The 23,327-nt window shown below is 47.3% G+C and carries 25 protein-coding genes; 4 read left to right on the forward strand and 21 right to left on the reverse strand.

Annotated elements, in window-relative coordinates; all coding sequences use genetic code 11:
- Positions 1-56: 56 nt before the first annotated feature.
- From FHS16_RS05000 to FHS16_RS05050, 12 genes are all read right to left on the reverse strand, one after another.
- Positions 57-1,091, reverse strand: coding sequence for an efflux RND transporter periplasmic adaptor subunit (locus FHS16_RS05000; RefSeq protein WP_183559444.1), 1,035 nt, complete (start codon positions 1,089-1,091; stop codon positions 57-59).
- Positions 1,066-1,758 (reverse strand): ABC transporter ATP-binding protein, encoded by a 693-nt coding sequence (locus tag FHS16_RS05005; protein WP_183559733.1) that lies wholly within the window; start codon positions 1,756-1,758, stop codon positions 1,066-1,068. The genes FHS16_RS05000 and FHS16_RS05005 overlap by 26 nt, the downstream gene beginning before the upstream one ends.
- A 143-nt stretch (positions 1,759-1,901) precedes the next feature.
- Positions 1,902-2,849: an AEC family transporter gene (locus FHS16_RS05010; protein ID WP_183559447.1), complete on the reverse strand. Its 948-nt coding sequence runs from the start codon at positions 2,847-2,849 to the stop codon at positions 1,902-1,904.
- Between the two features lie 79 nt (positions 2,850-2,928).
- Positions 2,929-3,060, reverse strand: coding sequence for a hypothetical protein (locus FHS16_RS32225; protein WP_281378997.1), 132 nt, complete (start codon positions 3,058-3,060; stop codon positions 2,929-2,931).
- The gene (cysK, locus tag FHS16_RS05015; RefSeq protein WP_183559449.1) at positions 3,060-4,004 is read right to left on the reverse strand and encodes a cysteine synthase A; all 945 of its coding nucleotides are present in this window, start codon (positions 4,002-4,004) and stop codon (positions 3,060-3,062) included. The genes FHS16_RS32225 and cysK overlap by 1 nt, the downstream gene beginning before the upstream one ends.
- A gap of 74 nt (positions 4,005-4,078) precedes the next feature.
- The gene (locus FHS16_RS05020) at positions 4,079-5,962 is read right to left on the reverse strand and encodes an ABC transporter ATP-binding protein (RefSeq protein WP_183559451.1); all 1,884 of its coding nucleotides are present in this window, start codon (positions 5,960-5,962) and stop codon (positions 4,079-4,081) included.
- Positions 5,937-7,700 (reverse strand): ABC transporter ATP-binding protein, encoded by a 1,764-nt coding sequence (locus FHS16_RS05025; RefSeq protein ID WP_183559453.1) that lies wholly within the window; start codon positions 7,698-7,700, stop codon positions 5,937-5,939. Before FHS16_RS05025 ends, FHS16_RS05020 begins: the two co-directional genes overlap by 26 nt.
- Positions 7,701-7,733: 33 nt before the next feature.
- Positions 7,734-9,560 carry an ABC transporter ATP-binding protein gene (locus tag FHS16_RS05030; RefSeq protein ID WP_183559455.1) on the reverse strand — a complete coding sequence of 609 codons (1,827 nt, stop codon included), beginning with the start codon at positions 9,558-9,560 and terminating at the stop codon, positions 7,734-7,736.
- A complete protein-coding gene (locus FHS16_RS05035) occupies positions 9,557-10,147 on the reverse strand; it encodes a PadR family transcriptional regulator (protein WP_183559457.1) in 591 nt (196 codons plus the stop codon). The genes FHS16_RS05030 and FHS16_RS05035 overlap by 4 nt, the downstream gene beginning before the upstream one ends.
- 378 nt (positions 10,148-10,525) lie before the next feature.
- Positions 10,526-10,711: a YezD family protein gene (locus tag FHS16_RS05040; RefSeq protein WP_183559459.1), complete on the reverse strand. Its 186-nt coding sequence runs from the start codon at positions 10,709-10,711 to the stop codon at positions 10,526-10,528.
- Positions 10,712-11,062: 351 nt separating this feature from the next.
- A complete protein-coding gene (locus FHS16_RS05045; RefSeq protein WP_183559461.1) occupies positions 11,063-12,547 on the reverse strand; it encodes a methyl-accepting chemotaxis protein in 1,485 nt (494 codons plus the stop codon).
- Positions 12,548-12,597: 50 nt separating this feature from the next.
- A complete protein-coding gene (locus FHS16_RS05050) occupies positions 12,598-13,176 on the reverse strand; it encodes a hypothetical protein (protein WP_183559463.1) in 579 nt (192 codons plus the stop codon).
- A gap of 310 nt (positions 13,177-13,486) precedes the next feature.
- Between FHS16_RS05050 and FHS16_RS05055 the strand changes: the two genes are divergently transcribed.
- Positions 13,487-13,843 (forward strand): YtxH domain-containing protein, encoded by a 357-nt coding sequence (locus tag FHS16_RS05055; RefSeq protein ID WP_183559465.1) that lies wholly within the window; start codon positions 13,487-13,489, stop codon positions 13,841-13,843.
- A gap of 4 nt (positions 13,844-13,847) precedes the next feature.
- On the forward strand, positions 13,848-13,988 hold the full coding sequence (locus FHS16_RS05060) for a hypothetical protein (RefSeq protein ID WP_183559467.1): 141 nt from the start codon (positions 13,848-13,850) through the stop codon (positions 13,986-13,988).
- Between the two features lie 77 nt (positions 13,989-14,065).
- Here FHS16_RS05060 and FHS16_RS05065 read toward each other — a convergent pair whose 3' ends face one another.
- The 3 genes from FHS16_RS05065 to FHS16_RS05075 are packed head-to-tail and all read right to left on the reverse strand — an operon-like array spanning position 14,066 to position 15,752.
- Positions 14,066-14,848: a sigma-70 family RNA polymerase sigma factor gene (locus tag FHS16_RS05065; protein WP_183559469.1), complete on the reverse strand. Its 783-nt coding sequence runs from the start codon at positions 14,846-14,848 to the stop codon at positions 14,066-14,068.
- The gene (rsbW, locus tag FHS16_RS05070) at positions 14,845-15,285 is read right to left on the reverse strand and encodes an anti-sigma B factor RsbW (protein ID WP_183559471.1); all 441 of its coding nucleotides are present in this window, start codon (positions 15,283-15,285) and stop codon (positions 14,845-14,847) included. The genes FHS16_RS05065 and rsbW overlap by 4 nt, the downstream gene beginning before the upstream one ends.
- A 38-nt stretch (positions 15,286-15,323) precedes the next feature.
- Positions 15,324-15,752 carry a DUF948 domain-containing protein gene (locus FHS16_RS05075; protein ID WP_183559473.1) on the reverse strand — a complete coding sequence of 143 codons (429 nt, stop codon included), beginning with the start codon at positions 15,750-15,752 and terminating at the stop codon, positions 15,324-15,326.
- Between the two features lie 172 nt (positions 15,753-15,924).
- Between FHS16_RS05075 and FHS16_RS05080 the strand changes: the two genes are divergently transcribed.
- Positions 15,925-18,684, forward strand: a complete 2,760-nt coding sequence (locus tag FHS16_RS05080) for a response regulator (protein ID WP_183559475.1) — start codon at positions 15,925-15,927, stop codon at positions 18,682-18,684.
- Entirely contained in the window at positions 18,681-19,547 is an 867-nt protein-coding gene (locus tag FHS16_RS05085; protein WP_376769649.1) for a CheR family methyltransferase, read from the forward strand. Before FHS16_RS05080 ends, FHS16_RS05085 begins: the two co-directional genes overlap by 4 nt.
- Positions 19,548-19,629: 82 nt before the next feature.
- On the opposite strand, the gene FHS16_RS05090 is transcribed toward FHS16_RS05085, so the two are convergent.
- From FHS16_RS05090 to FHS16_RS05115, 6 genes are all read right to left on the reverse strand, one after another.
- Positions 19,630-20,067 (reverse strand): ATP-binding protein, encoded by a 438-nt coding sequence (locus FHS16_RS05090; RefSeq protein ID WP_183559480.1) that lies wholly within the window; start codon positions 20,065-20,067, stop codon positions 19,630-19,632.
- Positions 20,064-20,396, reverse strand: coding sequence for an STAS domain-containing protein (locus tag FHS16_RS05095; protein WP_183559482.1), 333 nt, complete (start codon positions 20,394-20,396; stop codon positions 20,064-20,066). The genes FHS16_RS05090 and FHS16_RS05095 overlap by 4 nt, the downstream gene beginning before the upstream one ends.
- A gap of 79 nt (positions 20,397-20,475) precedes the next feature.
- Entirely contained in the window at positions 20,476-21,093 is a 618-nt protein-coding gene (locus FHS16_RS05100) for a hypothetical protein (RefSeq protein ID WP_183559484.1), read from the reverse strand.
- A 124-nt stretch (positions 21,094-21,217) separates the two neighbouring features.
- Complete coding sequence (locus tag FHS16_RS05105) at positions 21,218-22,360, reverse strand: fused response regulator/phosphatase (RefSeq protein ID WP_183559486.1); 1,143 nt, start codon at positions 22,358-22,360, stop codon at positions 21,218-21,220.
- Between the two features lie 149 nt (positions 22,361-22,509).
- Positions 22,510-22,908, reverse strand: coding sequence for a YflT domain-containing protein (locus tag FHS16_RS05110; RefSeq protein ID WP_183559488.1), 399 nt, complete (start codon positions 22,906-22,908; stop codon positions 22,510-22,512).
- Positions 22,909-22,964: 56 nt separating this feature from the next.
- Positions 22,965-23,129 carry a DUF1328 domain-containing protein gene (locus FHS16_RS05115; protein WP_138755342.1) on the reverse strand — a complete coding sequence of 55 codons (165 nt, stop codon included), beginning with the start codon at positions 23,127-23,129 and terminating at the stop codon, positions 22,965-22,967.
- Positions 23,130-23,327: the final 198 nt, after the last annotated feature.

The raw sequence follows: 23,327 nt of genomic DNA on the forward strand, positions 1-23,327 counted from the left end.
TCACAACCTCCCAAGCTTAACGGCTGAAGATAAGCAATCGGCAAAATCCGTTATCGTTATTGAAGTACGACGATCGCGCCTTCCTCTAGGCCCTTCGTTATTTCCATTTCAGTCGAGCCTTTAATCCCCGTCTCAACATCGATTTCGCGGATTTTGTTGCCATCCTCAAGCGTTCTGACGAACGTTCTGCCTAAGAAGCTGCGCACGCCGCTGCGCGGTATTTTCAAAATATCGTCACGCTGCTGCAATATGATTTTGACATCGGTAAACGCGCCAATTGCTGCATCGCTTGGCAATTTAGCCACTTCGATAAACAATGTTTTGGAATATCGCTCCTTTAACTGCTCATTTAAAGTGGACGGTGCCGATGATGGCGTCTGCACAACCTTCCCTTGCACCTCCTGCGAGCCAAAGGAAACGAAAGCCGGATAGCCAACGTCTACACCGCTAATTTCCGATCCTGACTCGACCCTAAGCGCAACGCGGAGCTTCGAAGGATCCGAGATAATGACGAGAGTCTGATAGGCTTCTACGAAATCGCCTTCCTCCAAATCCTCGACAAAGGTTACCTGCCCGTCCATTCCCGCCACCAGCTGCTTGCTGTTGAAGGTTTCCATCAGCCTTGCCAGCTTCAAATCCTCAATCTCCATCTGAAGCTTTGCAATTTGGATCGCATCGTCGTCAGCGCCAGACTTCGCTTGCTTTAGCGCCAGCTTTGCCCGCGCAACCGACAACTGCTGCTCCTTTAATTGAATATCCAGTCCGTCCACGTTCAGTTGAACGAGCACGTCGCCTTTTTTCACCTTCGCCCCGGAAGCTACAAGCATCTTCGCGATCCGTCCGCCTTGGCCCGTAAACTGCGCGATTTCCGTTTTCGTTGATTCAAGGCTTCCGCTGCCTTTAATCTCTTGCGTTATCGTTCCCTTCTCTACCGTTACCGTTCGATAATTCTCTTGCGCGGGCTTGACGAGCGGGGGCTTGAGCGCCTCCTCCTCTGCGGGAAGCAGCGAGCAGCCTGTAAGTGAAGCGCCAAGGAGCAGCGCGAATGACCAGCCGAGCAGCGGCTTAAGCTTTTGCGGCAATTTGTCCATCCTCCAATTCATAAACATGGTCAACGATTTCCATAATAGCGGGATCATGCGTCGTTATAATGATGGTCATGCCAGCCGTTTCTACCAAATCGCGAAATACTTTCATAATTTGCAAGCCTGTGCGGGTATCTAGCTCGGCAGTCGGCTCATCCGCAAGCAGCAGCTTCGGCTTATGGGCAATCGCTCTTGCGATGGCGGTTCTTTGCTGCTCTCCGCCTGAGAGCTCGAATGGCCGATGATGCATGCGACCTTTCAATCCGACCTGCTCCAAGGCTTGAATGGCTGCCTCTTTGCGGCCGCTCGCCGGCATGCCGGAAACGCGCAATATGAATTCCACATTCTCATAGGCGGACATAAGAGGAATAAGCGCGAAGGATTGGAAAATAAGCCCCATTTCCATTCGGCGTACCTGATCTCTCTCTTGATTCGACATGGCAGTCAAATCGCGTCCAGCAAACGTGATTTTTCCCTCGGTCGGTCGATCTAGCGCGCTGAGCAAATTAATTAACGTCGTTTTCCCAGAACCAGACCTTCCTTTAAACGCGATCAGCTTCCCAGAGGGAATGGACAGGTCTACTCCCTTTAAAACGGTGACTGCGCCGCTTCCTCGGCCAAATGTCCTTTTTAAAGCGCTTGCATGAATCATATCATGCGTCGTTGGCAGCATGTTAAAGTAAACCTCCGTTTCCATTCTACCATTTCCATATAAACCGCTTACACGTATGTCTTTTTCCATTTTAACCTTGCTCCAGTTGATGTACAAGCGGAAAATAAGCCTACCGGATCAGCTAATCCAATAGGCTTTCTCTTCTATCCGATTTCCAGCTGCAAGAAGAAGATTACAGCCGTTACCGTAATGATGCTCAAGATGGTAGAGACGAACACGGATTGCGAGGCAAACTCCGCCTCATTATCGAACTCGACCGCGAGCAGAACGCTGCTTAGCGAGGTCGGAACGGCCGAGGAAACGATGAGCGCCGCGGCTGTCAGCCTGTCGATCGGCATCGCATAACCCATCAGCCACACAATCAGCCAGGCGAGAAGCGGTCCTGCGACAAGCCGCAGCATACCCGATAAGCTGACGTCTATAAGCAGCGAGCGCTTGATCTTCCACTCCATGTTTCCAAGCTGAACGCCTAGCGTAATAAGCGCTGTTCCAATAAAGGCAGAGGACAAGTACTCAAGCGGGGTGGCCAGCGGCTGTGGAATCGTAACCTCAAAGCCTCTTAATAAAAAGGCGATCGGTATGACATAGATGATCGGCATCGACAATATCGTCCGCCAGATGGCCCGCATATCAGCTTTATGCGCATTGACGTTATAAATACCGTATGTATTAGGCACGAGCGATTGCACCATCATAATCAATACTTGAATAGCGAGCGTCTTCTCATTTCCTGCAAAAGCAAGCTGATTGAGCGGAATGCCGTAATTCGCGCTGTTATAGAATAGGACGCTGTTGCGCATCGCGCTCTTCATGCTGGGACCGTAGCCTCTGATACGAATAACGACCTCGACGATTATATATTGGGTAACCATGAACAATACGAAGAAAAATAAAATCTTGCCGATTACGGAAGCCGAAATATCGGTTTTATAAAGCAAATCGAACATGATGGCCGGAGAAAACAAATAAAAGTTGAGCTTCGACAACGTTTTGATATCTAGCTTGAACGCCCTTTGAATAACAATGCCGAGACCGATCATAATGACCATCGGCAGTACGTTATTCATAAGGATATGAAGGAAAATACTCATCGCTGCATCTGCTTCTTTCTATTATATAGTGTGAAAATAAGAGAACGCCTCCTACTATCGCTTCACCCATTTTAATAGGTTATGGATTCATTAAGCAAGCGTGCGCATCGATCTCTTTCGCATGGCATGCTTGCTTTGGAGAAGCAGCAAAAGCAAAAACGAACAGCTCGCGGCATGATTTCCCGGGAGGCTGTTCGTTTTTCGCTGTCACTAGAGCTGCTGCTCCTGTTGGTATAGCACAGTAGAGAGATAGCGCTCTCCGTTGCTCGGAATGACCGCAACGACGCGTTTGCCTGTGCCTAGCTTCTTGGCTAATTGGACCGCGGCGAATACCGCAGCTCCTGAAGAGATTCCGCCTAGAATACCTTCCTCCTTGGCCACTCTTCTTGCCGTTTCGAACGCATCCTCATTGGTCACCTGGATAATTTCATCATAAACCTTTGTATCCAGAATCGACGGGACGAAACCCGCCCCGATGCCTTGGATTTTGTGAAGTCCAGGCTGCCCACCCGAGAGTACGGGCGAAGAAGTAGGCTCCACTGCCGCAATATGGATGCCGGGGAAGCGCTCGCGCAATATTTCGCCTGCTCCCGTAATGGTGCCGCCCGTGCCCACGCCTGCAACGAAGCCGTCCAGCTTGCCATCCAGCGACTCAATCGCTCTTACGATCTCGGGACCCGTTGTTTCGCGGTGAATCTTTACGTTCGCGGGGTTATCGAATTGCAATGCCGGGAAATATTCCGGATGCTTCTCCTGAAGCTCCCGAGCTGTCCGAATGGCGCCTTTCATTCCTTCCGGACCTGGCGTCAGCACTAGCTCGGCACCGTATGCCCGCAGCAGATTGCGGCGCTCGAGGCTCATCGTTTCCGGCATGACAAGTATCGCCTTATACCCTCTTGCCGCTGCGACAAGCGCAATACCGATGCCCGTATTGCCGCTTGTTGCTTCAATGATCGTATCGCCTGGCTTCAGCTTGCCTTCTCGTTCCGCCTCTTCAATGATGCTTATCGCAATCCGGTCCTTTACGCTGCTGCCAGGATTGAAAAACTCCAGCTTCAAGTAAATTTCCGCGCTGCCCTCCGGCACGACCTTATTCAGGCGAACAAGCGGCGTATTTCCTATCAGATCGGTAATGTTGCACACTACTAGACTCATAACGATCTACCTCCTGCTATAATAATGGCCTTGCGGCTCGTGCCGATTAAGTAAGATGAAGCTGGTCCATTGATCTAAACTGCGACGTTGCCCTGGGAATGCTCATACAGCTCTTTGTAATGCCCGTCATGCTCCAGCAGCTCCTGATGGTTGCCCTGCTCCACGATCTCGCCGTGGCTCATGACGATGATGCGGTCGGCTTGCATAATGGTGGACAGTCGATGCGCGATAACAATCGTCGTCCGGTCCTGCGAGACGACCTGCAGCGCATTCTGTATTAACTGCTCCGTATGCGAATCCAAATTCGCGCTCGCTTCATCCAAGATGAGCACCTTAGGCTTAAACACGATAATTCTGGCGAAGGATATGAGCTGCCGCTCGCCTGCCGATAGCCCGCTGCCGCGCTCCGACAGCTTTGTCTCGTAGCCATCCTTCAGCTTATTGATAATCGTATCCGCTCCGACGAACTCGCACGCGCGAATAACATCCTCGCGGGATATCGACTTGTCGAACATCCTAATGTTTTCGATAATGCTGCCCGAATAGAGATAAGGCTCCTGCTGCACCAGCCCCACAAGCCGGTGCAGCGTCGCTTGCGGTATATCTCGCACATCCGTCTCATCAATCAGAATGCTGCCTGCTTTTACATCGTAGAATCGGCATAGCAGGCTGATCAACGAGCTTTTGCCCGCTCCGGTCGTCCCCACGACGCCAATCAGCTCGCCGGAATTTATATGCAGGTCCAAATCGCGAATAATCGGAATCCCCTCTTCATAGGAGAAGGAAATACGATTGAAGTCGATTCGGCCCTTTACCTGCTCCAGGCTAAAGCTCGACAGCGAGGCTTGGCGTTCATCCTCGTCTTCGTTCAGCTCTTCCTTGCGAAGATCGACAGGCGCCAGCTCGCGATCCATTACATCGGGCTTGTTGGCGAATACGCTCCATATTCTCGTAATCGCAACCGTTGCGGATTGCAAGGTATTCCATTGCTGCGTTATGGTATTAATCGGCTGGAAAAACTGGCGAATATACGTAATAAACGCATACAGCACCCCGAACTCCAGATGCTGGCCAAGCACCGCGTTCCCGCCGATCCAGGTCACAAAAGCAATCGATAAATTGCTTAAAATATCAAACGTTCGGCCAAACACGACATTCGTGCGAATTTCTCTAAGGTTCGCTTGAAAGTATTGGCTATTGCGCTCATTGAACTGCTTCTCCTGCTCCTTCTGCTGATGGAACACCTGCACCAAATTCATGCCTGACAGGTTTTCTGCTACGAACGCGACCAATCGCGACAGTCTCGTTCTCGCTAATTGATAGGTCGTGCGCATGAAGGAACGGAAGGCAATGGCAATGGCCCATATTATTGGCAGCAGTATCAAGCAGTACAACGCAAGCTGCGTATCCAGCTGGAACATCAAGACGATGATGAAAATCAGTGTCAAGCCGTCCCGGAACAGGCTGAGCAGCACTTGATTGAAAAACTGATTCAACGCCTCGGTATCGCTTGAGACATGGGTGATGAGGCTTCCGCTCGACATGCGGTCGAAATAGCGCATCGATTGTTTCAGAATATGGCCAAAAAGCTGCTTGCGAATGCGTGATACGATGCTTTGCCCTATATTTTGCAGCATATTGCTTTGCAAATAAGTAAAAAGCAGGCTTGACAGCGATAGCCCCAAATAAATCGCGCAAATCGTAAGCAGCCCTTTATAATCGTTTTTACCGGATAATAGATTATCGTCAATCGCGATTTTCATTAAAAAAGGCTGAAGCAAATCAGAAAGAATCGCGATCAGCGTACAGCAGAACACGCCGATAAATCCCCACATATGAGGCTTCGCGTAGCCGTAAAGCGTTCGAAACGCCGATACGTATTCCGGTTTTTGTTCAGGCAAGCCCGGATCGCCCTTCTGATCCGCCTGCCAATTATGAATGGCTTGTGCCGGTCGCATGTTGGCTCCCCTCCTCCTGTATCGCATGAAGTGTCGCATAGAGTCCCTGCTGCGTGAGCAGCTGGGCATGCGTGCCGCGCTGCACGATCACACCGTCATCGAGCACGACGATTTCATCCGCATGCTTGATCGCACTAATGCGATGGGCAATGATAATCGTCGTTTTATCCTTCCGCTGCTTTTGGAGCGCGTCGATGATATCCTTTTCGGTCACGGCATCTACCGCACTGACGCTGTCATCCAAAATCATAATCGGGGCATCCTTAATGATCCCCCTCGCAAGGCTCGTTCGCTGGCGTTGACCGCCTGATAGCGTTAATCCCCGCTCACCGAGCCTCGTTTCGAATTGATTCGGCAGCTCGGCAATATTGTCATAGATTTGTGCATGCTTCGCGGCGGCTTCAACGGTGTCCAGCGGAAGCTCCCGATTGGAAAAAGCGATATTTTCTCTAATCGTCGTACTGAACAGGAATCCGTCCTGCGGAACATAGGCAAGCTGACTGCGCAAGCTCGCAAGCGTAAGCTCTCTTACATCAGTATTTCCGTACCGAATCGCTCCTTGCGGAGGGTCGATCGTGCGCAGCAGCAGCTTCATCAAGGTCGTTTTCCCGCTTCCTGTTCGTCCGATGATACCAAGCATAGCGCCTGCTTTGACGCTTAGGTTAATATCCTTCAATACCGGATTCGAGCCTTGCTCATATGCGAACGTAAGACCTTGAATCGAAATGCTGGCATCAGCCAAATCCATTTCCTTGGCATTCTCCAGCTCAACAATATCCGCTTGCTGCGATAGCAGTCCATTCAATCGCTCAAGAGAAGCTCGCGAGCGCTGGATCGTATTGATCACGTTGCCAATTTGCTGCAGCGGATTCATCAGCATGCGGATATACAGCGTCAAAGCGACAAAGTTCCCAAGCGTAATTTGCTTCGTAATCGTTAAATATCCGCCGAAAGCAAGCGCTACGACCAGCGCAATCGCGCCAAGAAACGGAATCAACGCTTGGAAGAAGGAAGAGACCCGCACCAGCCGTAGTTGGTGATGCCTGATTTGGTCGACGGTTTTGCCGAACCGCTCGTTCATAATCGTTTCTACCGCGAACTTCTTGGTAACCCGAATGCCGCCGAATTGCTCCTCGGCGGTTTCGGTCATTTTGCCAAGCGCCTCCTGCACCTCAAGCGATCTTCTGCGGATAACCGGGCCTAGGTATACGACGATGATTGGAATGAGAAGCAGTGGGAATACCGATGCCAATATCAGATAGTAGGGAATATGGCTCAGCAGCATCATGGTAACCGCCGCGATAAGCAGCATGGTAGCATTCGCAGTTGCGTTGAAGCCCATCGAGATCGACTCTCGAACCGCTGTTACGTCATTCATAAAGTAGCTCAGCAGCTTGCCGACACCATTCTTCGAATAGAACCGCTCGCCCATTTCAGTGAAATGCTTGAATAGGCCTCTGCGTACCAGAAACTCGAACTTTCTACCGACATACATGATCAAATACATCGCAATGCCGTTGAACAGCACATGGCCTATTCCGATGACAAGCAGCAGCAAGCTATAGTCAACAATCAGGCTGCTTGTCAGCCCGTTCATCTGCAGCTTATCCGTAAACTGTCCCAACACCTTCGGATAAAAAACGTTGATTAAATTAGAAAGCAAATGAAACAAAGTAGAGATCAGGTAAATCGGCCACGTTTTCCGAAAAAAATCTGCCAGTATCCGTTTTGGTTTCAAAAAACGATCACTTCCTATAATGAAGGATTTGTCTTAAGATACATCCGTTTGCGGAAACTGCAGCTCATACAGCTGGCTGTAGCGTCCTTCCAGCCGCAGCAGTTCGTCATGCGCGCCAAACTCGACGATTTTCCCCTTCTCCAGCACATAAATCCGGTCCGCCTTCTGAATCGTAGACAAGCGATGGGCAATTACCATGCAGGTACGCCCTTTAAGCAGCATGGCCAAAGCGTCTTGGATATGCTGTTCCGATTCTGTATCGAGCGAGGCGGTCGCTTCATCCAAAATGATGATCCGCGGATTTTTCAAAATTGCCCTCGCTATCGAGAGCCGCTGTTTCTGCCCGCCGGACAGCTTTACTCCCCGTTCGCCGATCTGCGTCCCATAGCCGTGGGGGAAACTTTCGATAAAACCTGCGGCATTCGCCGCTTCGGCCGCTGCCATGACTTCCTCGTCTGTCGACTGCAGGCTGCCATAACGGATGTTCTCCGCGATAGTGCCGTTGAACAACACGATATCCTGCGAGACGATTCCGATCTGTTCCCTTAATGAAGCCAAGGTAATATCTTTGATCGAATAGCCGTCAATCGTTATTTCTCCGTTCTGCGGATCATAGAATCTAGCAATAAGATGTGCGATTGTCGTTTTGCCCGAGCCCGATGAGCCGACAAGCGCCGTTACCTTGCCAGCTTCTAGCTCCAAGCTAAAACGCTCAAGCAAGGTTGAATCATTGGAATAAGCAAAGTCGATATGATCGAAAACGATATGCCCGTTCACCGGCGGGAGGATGGCTGCGTGCTGCTTCTCCACGATTTCCGCTTTGGTGTTCATGACCTCCATTATTCGCTCATATGCGGCTGCTGATTGCTGAACTGTATTCATGATGCGGCTGAAATGGCGGATCGGATTTTGCAGAAGGCGCAAATACGCGATGAACGCGACGATTGTACCTACTGTCATTTGATCCTTCATCGCGAGCCACGCGCCGAACACGAGCACGATTGCAAGGCCGAGAAAGTTTAAAAAATCAATAATAGGCTCATAAGCTGCCCGCAAGCGGGTCACTTGAATGTTCGCATCCATATTCTTTTGGGTCCGCTCTGAGAAGCGCTCCGATTCGTACTCTTCGGCAGTAAACGCTTTAATGAGCCGGATACCGGTCAACGTATTCTGAAGATGATCGCTGACGTCTGCCACCGACTCCTGTACCGTACGGAAGGAGGAGCGCATCCTCTTGCCAAACACCTTAGTCGTAAGCAGCATGAACGGAAAGGTTGCTAGCAGCATTAGCGTGAGCTTCCAATCGATCCACAGCATGTATACGGCAATAGCGGTAAAGGTGAAGAAGTCAGTAAATAATTGCATCATGCTTGAGGAAATCATTTGCTGAAGTATGCTTACGTCGTTCGTAACGCGCGACATGAGATCGCCCGTTCGGTTGCGGTCGAAAAAGGACACATCCAAGCTTTGCATGTGGCGGTATAAATCATTGCGAAGATTATAAAGCACACGCTGGCCGATGGAGGCCATCAGCGAGGTGCTTGCATAGCGCAGAGCGCCAAGCGCAACCGCAGCACCCAATACGCCGCCGCCGATGAGCAGCAGCTTGTTAAACAGCCGATTCGGAATGATATGGTCGATCGTATAGCGCGTTAATTGCGGGACGATGAACTCGAGGAGCGAGATGGCGATTACGCAAAGAACTGCACCGATGAGCAGAGGAAGCTGCGTCCTTGCATGCGTATATATCCGGGCAAACATATTGTAAATGCTGGCCGGCTTCGCCTTTTCTCCGGTTCCGAATCTTTTTGCTCCGCCTCCAGGTCTAAATGTGGGTGCTGGAGTGTATGGATCACTCATGAGCCGTCACCTTCTACGCTGTTGCCTTCCGTGTCAACCGCGATTTGCCTAAGCGATACACGCAGATGGTCTAGCACTGTACGGAGCTGGGCTGCCTTCCTGCTGTCGCTGACAACAGCGCGCTCCGCCGCCTTCAGCAAATGCAGCAATTCTTTGCCTGCTGGCGTTAGCCGGCGGTTCGGTTTGCGCTGCTCGCATGGAACGCCTTCCTCATCCAGAAACATATGCTCGCGCCGATCCGGCGACGGGATACCATTTTCCTTCTCCTCAAGCAAATAATCGCGGCCACTATCGGTAATTTCGAATATTTTCTTGCCGTCCTGCTTCGAGGATTCCACCAGCCCTTGATCTCGCAGCATCTGAAGCGTTGGATAAATCGAGCCAGCGCTCGGCTTATAGGTCCCACCCGACTGCTCCTCCAACGCCTTCATCATCTGGTAGCCGTGCATGCTCTCCTGCTCCAGCAGCTCCAGCAGCGCATATTTCACCCCGCCGCGGCTAAAAAAACGTCTGCCGGAGCCGTTTGCCTCTCTTCCATGACCATGATGTAGAAATAATCGTTCCTCTTGCTGCCATTCATCTGTCATTGTGAAATCTCCTTCATTAACGATATATCGTATTGATTTAGATTCTAAACGATATATCGTTAACTTACAATATCGACTTACAGAAGAAACCAATTCCTATTTCATCAATGGTGGAAACCGCGGCGAAACTTTGATAATATATGGTTTTTCGGCAAAAAAAAGAGACATCTCTCAAAGCATGTCTCCGGTAATCCTGTCGATTTTACATACAGCCATATATAGTTAACAAGCTGCCAATACGGCACTTGCTTCTTTGTCTTACTAGGCAACGAAACAGCCTAACTCCATAACGAGGTTTCTTCTGCCGAAGGATAGAAACTTTTTTTCTCCCTTCGCCATACGCTACCTCTCGTTTTTCCGGGAAATGGGAATCGATGATTAGGATTTTTGCCGTTTAACGGAGGAAGGGGATTTCTCCGTATCAAAGCGGCTGCGCTCGGTCCGATCGATTTGCACGATTTGACCATTGTGAATCGTGATCTGAACAACGCCATATTGTACGCCTACCAACTGCTCTTTAATTCGTTGCAGCCATTCATCAGCAACCTCAACCGTTCGGGACATAATCAACATCCTCTCTAAAGTAATGGGTGTAGCTTATAGAAAATAAAGGAGGCGCACGTCAAACGAATGTAGCTTCGATTGGCATGCGCCTCCAGTTTTCTAGCGGGCGCAACTTGCTGAGCCTATAGCGTTCGTTATGCCATAAAGGCTTATGCAAGCAACATTATTTATTTCCGACTAATTCAATAGGATAAATTAAATTTAACATGATGTTTTTCATTCGTCAACACTTATCCCACTTTTTTAGCGGGCATTTCTGTAAAACAAATTAAAAAAACGCCTGTTAGTCGACGCGAGGCTGCTGTATTCTTAAGCAGTCTCGCGTCGCCCTTGGCGCTTTCCTTCATGCCTCTATGATTTGGTGCCTGCCAGCTGCTTGAGCTCTACCAGCAATTGATCAAGCTGCTCATACTCTTCTACCATCGTATGAATTTTGATATCCTGCGTTTCCATGCTCGCATGCACCTCTTGAACGGAAGCCATGTTTTGCTCCGTTGTAGCAGCGATATTAACCATCTCATCCGCCATGCTGGAGTAACGGCTGTGAAGCTCGTAGGCAGAGCTGCCTACCGCATCAGAGTGTCGTTTCACAAGCTCTGTATTTTCATTGATGCGATCAATAAGCTGCTCCACTTGATTGGATACGTCACGGCTTGTCGCTACAGCCGCTTGTCCATTCTCAACTTGCTCATGCACGGCGCTGATCTGGTAGCGGATATCGGTTAAAATATCCGTGATCTCCTTTGTGGCAATTCTCGAGTTGTCCGCCAGCTTCCGAACCTCGCCGGATACGACTGCGAACCCGCGGCCATGCTCACCGGCGCGAGCGGCTTCAATAGCCGCATTAAGTGCAAGCAGGTTGGTTTGCTCTGCAATATCGCTTATTGTGCTCACAATGGAGCTGACCTTGTCATTTTGTTCGTTTAGCTGCTTCATCATCTCGACGGTATGTGTAATAATCGAGCGAACGCTCTCCACCTCTTTGGACAGTGTTGACATCTGCTCGCGGTTTTGCACCGTCAACCCAGCGTTGTCAGCCGAGTATTGCTGCAGAAGCTCGGTGCCTTCTAGAAGCTGCTTGACTGAAGCATCAATAATTTGCGAGGATTCGCTAATGTTTAATATGGTTCCGGTTTGCTTCTCAATTGCTGCCGACATCTCGGAGAACGTAACCGTAACTTCCTTGGAAATCTCACCTGTGGAGCGAACGGTCGATTGCTGGCTGCTGCTGAATTCCGATAACACGGCAATCGAGGAATTGAGTTTAGCGAGCAAAGCCTCCGCCATGTCTTTCGAGGTCAACGCCTCCCGCTGCTTATCTGTTACCTGCCGCTGGAGCTTTCCGCTGAAGCCCGCGGAGAATGCAAGCGCAACCGTAGCAAAAACCAAATACAAGAATAAATAAACGAGTGATTCGTTAGGAAACAGCTTCGGTTGTAGCACAGGATCTAGAAATAAATAGGTGCTCAGCGCTGATCCGAGTATGCCTGTAAATATGATCGGTCTATGATCGGCATATAACGTAATAATAGCTAGATTTACATAAACTAAGAAATAGGTGCTTACGATCGGGTTCGGATCAGACAAAATTAATAGACTTACGATAATGGTTAGAATAATCGGCACGAAATACTTGATATAGGCCGTCAGAATGCCCCGGTATGTCATGAAAGTGGCTGCCCCGCACAAAAATGTACCGACTCCGGCAAGCAAGAGAACCATGTTTGCCCCAAGCCCGATAGCAAGATCCGTTGCGATTCCAAGAGCTAGAAGGCTCCATAGAATTTTGATTAACAATCGATTGCGTTTGTCTAGTTCTGTCAATTCTCTTTTCACGACATTTCCGCCTTTTCTGATTAAACTATTTGTTGCGCAAGCTTAACCGCCTACCTGTGCCCTGCTCCTCCCGCTCCATTTGCAGCTAGCACGGCCTCTTGCGGATAAACAAGCCACTCGTAGCGTTGTTTGTTGCGATACATCTGCTCCATGTCGAATAAAACCGGAACAACGTCGTCGCCCTTATAAAATATTTTCTCTCCCACCTTCTCTAAAGGAACTTGGTAAGAAATGCGAAGCGCCCGCAGAAATATCGGCTCAAGCAGAGAAACGAAATATTTCAGCTGCAGCTTCTCGGCGATATAAACAGCCGAAGAAAGCAAATCCGAAAGATAATGCCCACGGTATGGTCTGAGCAGCGCCATTTTGTCAATTTCCGCGACGGCACCGCCAGCATCGATAACCTTTTGGTTCTTTTGGAAAGGCCATGCCTCATTAATAACGCTCGAGGTTAAGCTGTATGGCTTAATCTCGGACGTCCCTACATAATGTCCTTCTGCCGTCACAACGATGAATTTCTCAAGAGTCTGTTCGGAAAATTCAAGTTCAAAGCCCTTCTCCATCCAGACCGTAGTCCAGATGCCATTAAACATAGCCAACTCCAGCTCGTTCTCCACTTTTTTAAACATGATTTTTCTCCTTTATCTCTCTAATTTCTCGCAGGTTTCTTTGAAGTTAAATTAGATGTAGGCAACCTATTTATCGGAATAATATACGCAATAATTTACCATTTTCACAGAAATAACATATGAAGCTTCCCTTATTATTCCTAGTGAGAAAGTGAGAATTTGAAACAGATCGTAACATTCCCGCTAGTCAGTTGTCAATAATTTCCTGTTTATTTTGTTTCAAAAATCGACCTTTCGTTTATATATAACTAAGAAATCCATAAACGTTGATCATCCAGATCGACAAATAAAAATTGAGGAGAGATGACAAATGTCACGAGAAAACTCTAGTAACGGCGTATTGGTAGGCGCAATTGTAGGAGGTGCAATCGGTGCCATTTCGGCTCTGCTTTTTGCACCAAAAACGGGCACGGATCTTCGCGAGGATCTTGCAAGCAAGTTTAAGGCGATTAGCGACAAAACAAGGGATATCGCCACTACAGTCGGTCATACGACCAAAGACCTGGCAGCTACTGTCGGTCAGAATACGAAGGATCTGGCAACCAACATTAAGGACGAGGCCGGCGATCTAATCGACCATGCCAAACAATCGAATCAAACAATCATGGACAACTTTTCCTCTAAGAAAGAAGATGTCAAGGACGAACTTGCCACTACTGGGAGGTAATGAAATGAAAGCCGATCTTGATGCAACGACAAACTCGATGGCCCCCACCGAGGAAGAAATGATTAAGCTCGGCGAGGATATGGAAAACATGGACACGAACGCTGAGGTTATCGAGAAAGGGTTGGTTCCTGACCCGGCTCAATAAATACACAGTAAAGCACCCTCTCCATCATCAAGATGGAGAGGGTGCTTTTTTGAAACCTATTTAGAACAAAAGAACGTTTACGTACCAAATTCCGGCTGATGATCGGCCAGCAGAAGTTTAAGCTTCTCGATTGCGCGCTTCTGGATACGAGAAACGCTCATCTGCGATACCCCCAGCTGGTCAGCGATATCACGCTGCGACTTGCCATTATGGTAAGCCAGCAGCAGCACCGTCTTCTCTTCCGATTTCAATTGGTCGAGCGCTTCCTCTAGATCAAGACGATTATCAACGTTCTGATAATCGTCTTTGTCTGAGCCGATAAGATCGCCTATCGTAGCGGCGCTTTCCCCTTCGCTCGACAGCGGCGTATCCAGCGAAACATAGTGGTAGGATTCACGGCAGGAAAGAACTTCAATCGTCTCTTCCACCGAAAGCCCCAGATGAGCAGCTATCTCTTCCATTTTAGGCGAATGCCCAAGCTCAACGGTTAAGTGATCGATAGCCTGCTGGATGAGCAGGCCCTTTTCTTTGATACGCCTAGGTACCTGGATATACCAAGATTTATCTCGCAAATAGTTTTTCAGATGCCCAATGATGCTCTTCATCGCATAGCCCTCAAACGGGATTTCACGCGAGCTGTCAAACTGCCTGAATAAGCGGAGCATGGACAGCTGGCCGACCTGATACAAGTCCTCGTACAGATCAGGGCGGCTACGTGACATTTTGGAGGCTGCCATCTTTACGATCGGTTCATAATGCTGCAGCAGCTCCGTTGCGATATCATTGCAATTCGTTTCTTGATAGATCTTCATCTTAGCAATCGTTTCTTTCGGATCCAGGAAGGATGAATTCGCGTTCATGCCATCTCCTCTTTCCTACCAAATAGCTTGGTGAGAATCACCTCTGTACCTCTCTCAGAGAACACTTCCACCTTGTCCATCAATGCGTGCATCATGAAAAGGCCGAGTCCGCCTGCTGTTACTTCGCTTAATTCCTTGTCATGGAGCGTAGCGGCTTTGCTGTCGGCAGGCTTATATTTAAAGCTGCTTCCCTCATCCTTGATGCGGATAGTGATTCCATTATGCTCAAGCTCGAAGCTCAAATCGATCACGCCGGGCTGTGCATTACTGTAGGCATGAAGCACAACATTCGTGCATGCCTCCGTTACCGCTACTTTCATATCTTCGATCTCCTCGTAGGAAAACCCTGCTTTGTTCGCGATACCAAACAATGTAAGTCTGACAATATCGATAAATTCGGCTCTTGCCGGTATCGTCAAATGAATGAATGAGTTCATAGTTTCTTCTATCCTCTCTTGTATGTTCCTATTATACCTCATATTTTTTTAACTTTATTCCACACCCTAATCGTTGATATGACACCATCGTACAAAGAACTAATCATGCTGGGCTCGCCTGCTGTTTTTTTGCCATGTCCCTTGATCGTAGCAACTACGCTTGCAGCCGATTCCTTCGCCGCGCCCGTAAACGAATGAAGGGCATGTCCCAAATCGTTAACCGAAGCAAACAATATATCCAACGAGCTTAGCTTTGTCCGCACATCCAGCGTCATTGCGTTCGTATTGTGAATAGCCTCCTTTACTTCAACACTAATTTGCGTTACCTCTGTCCGGAGTGAGCCTACTGTTTGACGCATCTCATCCAGTGCTCCACGAAGAACCTTCAACGTTTGAATGAGAGAGTATAAAAGAACTAGAAACGCAACTGCTATGACTGCAACACTGATTTGCATTAACAAATCCATTCTCATCACTTCCTTACTTTCTTTTTTTCATTAATTACCCGCTCCTGGGCCGTTTGAAACAACCAGCTCGATTATCATTCTATTGGGACGGAAATTGTCCTTTCGCTTATTCATGGTATAATGATAGATATAGTAAAATAGATATTCAATCATATAAAAGGAGCCTATTAAATTGCGTAATCTACGGATAAATATTAAGTGGAAAATATTAATCGGCTATTTCTTGATCATATGCTGCGTCGGCACTTCCATCCTAGTCGTCAGCAACCGAATATCTTCGCTTCAGCTCGAGATTGAGACCATCACCAGCCGGGACATAGAAATTCACAATCTTATTACTACCCTTAGATACAATGCAGTGAGCATGGAGACAAGCCAGCGCGGTTTTGTCATCACAGGAACCGAGATTTACCTCGAGCCCTATACCCGAGGGAAAGCAGAATGGGAAGCCAACTATAATACACTCTACCAATATCTCTCAGATGACCCAAGCTCTCGCAAAAGCTTGGAGGAAATCAAGATTACGATACAAAATTGGATATCCGAAGCCGGAGAGCCGACGATTGCCATGAGAAAAGCTAATAATACGCAGGGTATCATCGACTTTTTCAATGAAGACACAGGCAAACAGCAAGTTGATGACCTTCGTACGCAATTGGAGACTCTCCGTCAAAAGGAAATAACATCTACGAGAGATCATATTCTGGACCTGAAGAATCGAAATGATATGTTAATCATTAGCTTATATCTCATGTTGATTATCGTTTCCATTATTTCTTTTATTATCGTGTCGTACGTGTCCGGCACGATTGTCAAAACGATTAAGGATGTCGTAAAGACCATTTCCGAAATTGCCTCCTCAAGCGGAGATTTGTCAACAAGGATAAAGGTTAACACACGCGATGAAATTAAGGATCTTGCCGAAGCAACCAACCATCTGCTTAGCAATTTAAACGACCAATATTGGATTCAAGAAAAGGTGGCTGAAGTGGCCACGATGAACCAAGGCATCAATGATATTCCAACATTAGCCAAATCCTTCCTTACTAAGCTTGCTCCTATGCTTGATGCGGCCTACGGCGTGTTCTATATCCGAACAGGCACGGGTGATCAGCAGCGGCTTGTGAAATCCGCCTCCTACGCCGCGTTCGGTGACGAGGCAGGTCATGCAAGCTTCCGGCTGGGTGAAGGCTTAATCGGACAAGCAGCACTTGAGAAACGGACATTTTTATTAAATGCCGCTCCTGATCATAAGGTAAGCTTACAAACGGGGCTCGGCAAACTTGAGCCAAAGAGCATTCTAATCATCCCTTTCGAGTTCGAAGGAAAGGTGGAGGCAATCGTTGAGTTTGCATCTGTGGAATCGTTCACCTCACAGCATTTGAAGCTGCTTGAGCAGCTCGAAAGCCATTTCGGCGTTGCGATCAACAACGTACAAGGCCGTATGGAGGTCGAGAGACTGCTAAGCGAGTCGCAAGTGCTCACGGAGGAGCTTCAAACCCAAACGGAGGAACTCCAAACGCAATCCGAGGAGCTCCAGATGCAGCAAGAGGAAATGCGCATGACTACCGAACATTTGGAGGAGCAAAACCTATTCGCCGAGCAGAAAACAAAGGAATTGGAAAAAGCGAAGGAAGAGCTTGAAACGTATTCGGAGCAGTTGCGACGCAGCTCGCAATACAAATCAAATTTCCTTGCCAATATGTCGCATGAGCTTCGTACGCCATTGAACAGCATTCTTATACTATCCCAGATGCTTGCCGAGAATGAGAACAACACGCTTAATTCAGATGAAGCAGGGTATGCTAAAGTAATCCACACGTCAGGCAATGACTTATTAGCGCTTATCGACGATATCCTTGATTTATCTAAGGTCGAGGCAGGCAAGATGATATTGACGATGGACGAAGTGAATATCAGTGAAATACCTGAGCATATGCATCTTCTCTTTAATCCCGTAGCCGATAATAAAAACTTATCATTTGATATCCATGTAGACGCCAACGTGCCACCGGTGCTCTATACGGACGGTCAGCGGCTTCAGCAGATTCTGAAAAACCTATTGTCCAATGCTATTAAATTTACGGAAACAGGCTCAGTAGCCATGAATATTCAAAACGCTGACCCTAAGGACATACAGAAGTATATCCCAGATCAAATCGACAAGCATGTATTAGCTATTTCCGTTTCCGATACAGGAATAGGCATTCCACTGGACAAGCAGCAGCTTATATTCGAAGCCTTCCAGCAAGTAGACGGCGAAACGAACCGCCAATATGGCGGCACCGGTCTCGGCTTGTCCATCTGCAACGAATTTACGAAGCTTCTGCGCGGACGCATTATTCTAGACAGCACCCCGGACAAGGGAAGCGTCTTTACGCTCTTTGTCCCAAGTCTTCCCGACATGGAGAAGGAACAGCTCGTCGCACGAAATCAAGAGGTTGCAGCGGCTGTGGAGACTAAGCTTGAACCTCCCGCAGTTGTATCTGCACCGGATATTGTGGATTATACCGTGTCGGAATCTACTGAATATGAGGGCCAATTGTTCAAAGACAAAAAAATCCTGCTCGTTGAGGATGATTCACGCAATATATTCGCGCTTGTGAAAGCGCTAGAGAACAAGGGCATGAACGTAACTGTAGCCAATAACGGCAAACAGTGCTTGGAAGTAATGAGCAAGCAGACTGATTTTGACTTGATTCTTATGGATATAATGATGCCGATCATGGATGGTTATGAGACGATGAAAGCTATACGGCTTGATTCAGCAATTAAATATACGCCCATTATCGCGCTCACAGCCAAAGCCATGAAGAGCGATCGTGATAAATGTTTAGAAGCCGGAGCATCCGATTATATTAGCAAACCTCTAAATATGGACCAGCTCTTCTCGCTTATGCGAGTATGGCTGACAAAGCAGGTGGAACATTGAATCAAGCATCACATGAAGATACAGAAGGAATAGATGAATTATCATTTAGTGAATTGGAGCAAATCGAAATCGGGCTGCTCCTTGATGGCATATACCAAGTGTATGGCTCCGATTTCAGGAATTACTTGCGTTCTTCGCTACGCCGGCGCATCCAGCACCGAATGAACCTAGAAGGCCTGAGTACGATTACCTCCTTGCTAGAAAAGGTTCTTCATGTACCGGGTTTTATCGAAAAACTACAAAATGATTTCTCGATTAAAGTAACGGAAATGTTCCGAGATCCAAGTTTTTTTTCCGCTTTTCGCAGCCAGGTTGTCCCTTTTTTACGGGACCTGCCTGAAATCCGTATATGGCATGCCGGCTGTGCGACCGGAGAAGAGGTTTATTCGATGGCTATCCTGCTGCATGAAGAAGGCTTGCTGGAGAAAACAAAAATTTACGCAACAGACATGAACGAGCAGGTCATTCAGAGTGCAAAAACAGGCAAGTTCCCGCTTAAACGCATGCAAACCTTTACGAAAAACTATTTGCAGGCTGGGGGCAGCAAGGAGTTTTCTTCCTACTATACGACAGATGCCGAACATGCAATGTTCCATGCATCTATCAAACAGAACATGATGTTCGCACAGCATAATTTGGCTACGGATCGATCATTTAATGAATTCCACGTTATTTTATGCCGCAATGTCCTTATTTATTTTGATTCGCAATTGCAAAGCCGCGTTCATGATTTGTTTTTTGAAAGCTTAGCTGCCCAAGGCTTCTTAACTTTAGGCAATATGGAATCGATCGTCTCCCTTCACAAATCGCAGTATGAGGATGTCAACACCTCAGAACGCATTTTCAGGAAAATAATTGTTTAACTTAATTAAGCTTACACAACAAAAAGGGAAATGACGTAATAGCGTCATTTCCCTTTTGTTAAAATAAACAGCAATGCATGGTCTAATGCTCTGCCGCAGCATCCAAATATTTGGTTAGAACGACCTCGGTGCCGCTCTCGGAGGCGTTTACCTCCACCTCATCCATCAGCGCCTGCATCAGATAGATACCTAACCCGCCGACGCGGAGCCCGCTGACATCAACGTCTGGAAGCGGCGATGCTTTCTCAAGCGCTTCACCGACAAACGTAGAGACACCGTTGTTTTTCACTTTTATGGTCAGGCCGGAATCCTTAGGCTCGAAGCTGATGTCGATCACATTGGACGTTTCACGAAATTCTCCGTGAATGACTGCATTGTTGCAGGCTTCCGACACAGCAACCTTCATATCTTCCATTTCCTCATATGCATAGTTCATTTTTGATGCGATGCCAAAAAGACAGATTCTGACCATATCGATATAGTCCGCATGGGCCGGTATTTGTAAGCGAATGGCATTCATGCTTGGGCCTCTGTCCCCTCTATTAGATATCGTGAAATCCCTGTCAAATCAAATAACCGTTTGACGGAAGGCGGTATTTCGCGTACGAAAAAAGGAGCCTTCAGCTCATCGCGCAGCTTAAGCACCGAAACGATAATGCCGATACCGGTACTGTCGATATATTTTAATTGTTTGAGATTTAGGATCAATGCTTTGTCCGTGCGGTTCATAACCGGTTCCAAAGCCATTCGCAGCTGCGGAACCATGGACAAATCCAACTCACCGCTTACATGTAGAATAAATTGGTCTAATGTTTCTTCCTGTACTACTTGAAATTGCTCAGCCTTCATTTCATTCACTCCGCTCGCGTTTGTTTAATAAATAGCTTATCAAGATCCTGCTGATTGTACAAGCTGTACAAACGAACACCTACATCGAGGCACGATGGAAATAATGAATGGACGTCAGCTTATTCGAATCGACATCGATGAATAGCTTCAACAATGCATCGCCGCTTTCAAATACGATTCCATCCTCCGTCTCATAATCCGGTTGTCCCAGTGCTTCTTCTAACGCTTTGACCGTCGCAGCAAGCTGGATGCCATCAATGATTATCGTCTGGGCATTTTCCGGAATTTCTAGCGAATAAAGAATTCCGTCGTTGAAGACAATCGCCATATTCGGATACTGGTACGTGTACAATTCCTTGAGATAAGGATCCTCTACGATCTGCACAGGCTCACCAAGCTTCTTGATTACTGCGCTTGGGTCATCAAAGAGAGTAATACCATTTACACTTTGAAGCTTAAAGCTTGGTTTCACTGCTTCCTTTACCTTCGTTGTTTCTACCGAATAGGTCGTATTAGCTACGGTTGCGGGAGGCATAGAAGCTATTTCTATTTCATGAACTGACTGAACAGAGGACGGCGGCGCTTCAACGGCGTTCGTAACCAACGCTTGCTTATAGCTCGAAGCAATTGGAGCCAAGTTACCTGAGTAAGCAACAATTCCTCCAATCAAACAGCCAATTAAAATGAAATTCTTCATATGGTCTCCCTCCTATGCGGGAATGTCCTTATTGTTTCACATATTTATGTATAAACCAATCCGAAGAGTTTGAAACAGGTCATTGATATTTAATTAAATAGAAAGATGAACCCGCTGAGCGGGCTCATCTTTCTTTGGTCGTGATCATGACGACGCAAATATCGTCCTTCTGGCTTTCATTGTTAAATTCCGATAGAAAATCACTTACAATTGCCGTATGCTCACATACTTCCTCACCTCGCAACCGTTCAACGAGCAAATGAAGCTTAACCTCTTCATTATCCCCAAGCGCTTCACTTAATCCATCCGTGTATAGAAATAGCTTCATTTGCCCTTCGTATGCAAAGGTCCCTTTTCTGATGTCAATATTCTCGAATAATCCAATCGCACAACAGCCCTCCGTCAGCAAAAGCTCATCGCCGCCCGTTAGCACTTTTCCTGGCGGGTGTCCCGCGTTAACGTACTCGATAATTTTCTTATCCGTATCGATAACCATATAAATAGCCGTGAAATAATAGTTCAGCAGCTCTTCCTTTTTATAGAGCTGGTTCATGTAGCGGTTCAGCTCATGCATGACTAGGTCTGGCTCCGTAATGCGCATAATCGTATCTTTGAGTACCGACGATATGTACATGCATACAAGTGAAGAAGAAATGCCATGGCCCATCATGTCGAGTAGGATGACACCATATCGGCTCTGGTCTATGCGGTACCATGCATAAAAATCGCCGGCCAGCTCTGAGGAAGGCTGGTAGACCGCGCTTACCGTTATTTGATCGTCATTGATAGGCTGGCTCAATACATTCCGCTGAACTTTTTTGGCAAGCTCCAGCTTCGTCTTCATCTGCATGTCTCTCTCTTTGTGCCAATCAATCTCCCTCTTCAGTCGAAGAGAGGAACGAATACGGGCTAAGAGCTCCATCTTGTTGATCGGTTTCATAACATAGTCGCTTGCACCAGCATCGAGCGCTTCTGCCATCTTGTTCGAATCGCCTAGCGCGGTAACAAATATAATGGGTACATCCTTATATCTCTCTACCTGCAATATGCGCTTGCATGCTTCCAGGCCGTCGATCTCAGGCATCATCATATCCATGAGAATAAGATCTACGTTAGTTTCTGCCGTACATGCGTTATCTATGTCCAGCATATCGTAAAGTTCCATTGCCGAGGAGGCGATTTTCAAGTCCTGATAGCCCTCTTTGTTCAATATGGCTTTGATAATAATCTGGTTTGTAGTGTTATCATCTACGATTATAATACTCATATCTAGGCTCCTTTAACTCCAATACCTTCTACTCATATTTTGAGCTTAACCGCAAGGAGAGTCAACTTTTTATAGGAAAATAGACCAATAAAGACCTACCCTCGCGGATAGGTCTTGAATTGTCGTTCTTTAAGCAGCTTCTCTTGCTCTTAAACAACGTAATGAGGGTAGTAGTAAACGGCCGGGTCGAACTCTTCGCCCGTATACTCCTTGCCGCCCCATGCGATAACGAGAATTTTATCTTGATCCAGCTCGCGTTCAAGCCGCTGCGATTCTTGCTCCGAAATGCCGAGCGACCTCATCTTAGCGCGGAGCTCATCCCCGTTGGATCGGAAAATGTTCGCAATCGCCGACCCGAAGCCTTCCTCAGCTACCCCGATTTTTTCGGCATCCGTGTTTTCCACGATCCGTTTCGTCCGATCCTTGTCATGGGTGAGAACAAAGATTTTGTCCTTGTGGTAACCCTCTGTTTGGAATTTATAAACCTGTTCCTGTACCTCAACGACATTATTTACAGTGTGCACCTTCGTATTGGATAGATTATTCATGTTAATTCCTCCTATTATTTTCTTATTATTGCGTACATTTCATTTCAGGAGCGTCGTTAACTGACTCGTCTTCTGCCTACAATAAGCGATACGATAAAGAGTACGATAAATACGACAAACAATATTTTCGCTATACCAGCTAACGCGGAAGCAATTCCGAGAAAGCCGAATATGCCAGCGACAATTGCAAAGATAAAAAATAATAATGCCCATCCTAACATTGGAATCATCCTTCCCTCTTCATTCTTGTTTTTGATTGCTTGTTTTGCTAACTTGTCATGTTATTAACCAGTGCCAGTACCTTTGAAACAGCCGAATTTCAAGCTTCATATGCTCATACACAGCTATTAATGAAGAAATAAATATATGTTTTTTTATACTGTTTCAGATGCTTTGGATGAGGTTAAGAAACTACACCA

Source organism: Paenibacillus endophyticus, assembly GCF_014192395.1.
Lineage (GTDB): Bacteria > Bacillota > Bacilli > Paenibacillales > Paenibacillaceae > Pristimantibacillus > Pristimantibacillus endophyticus.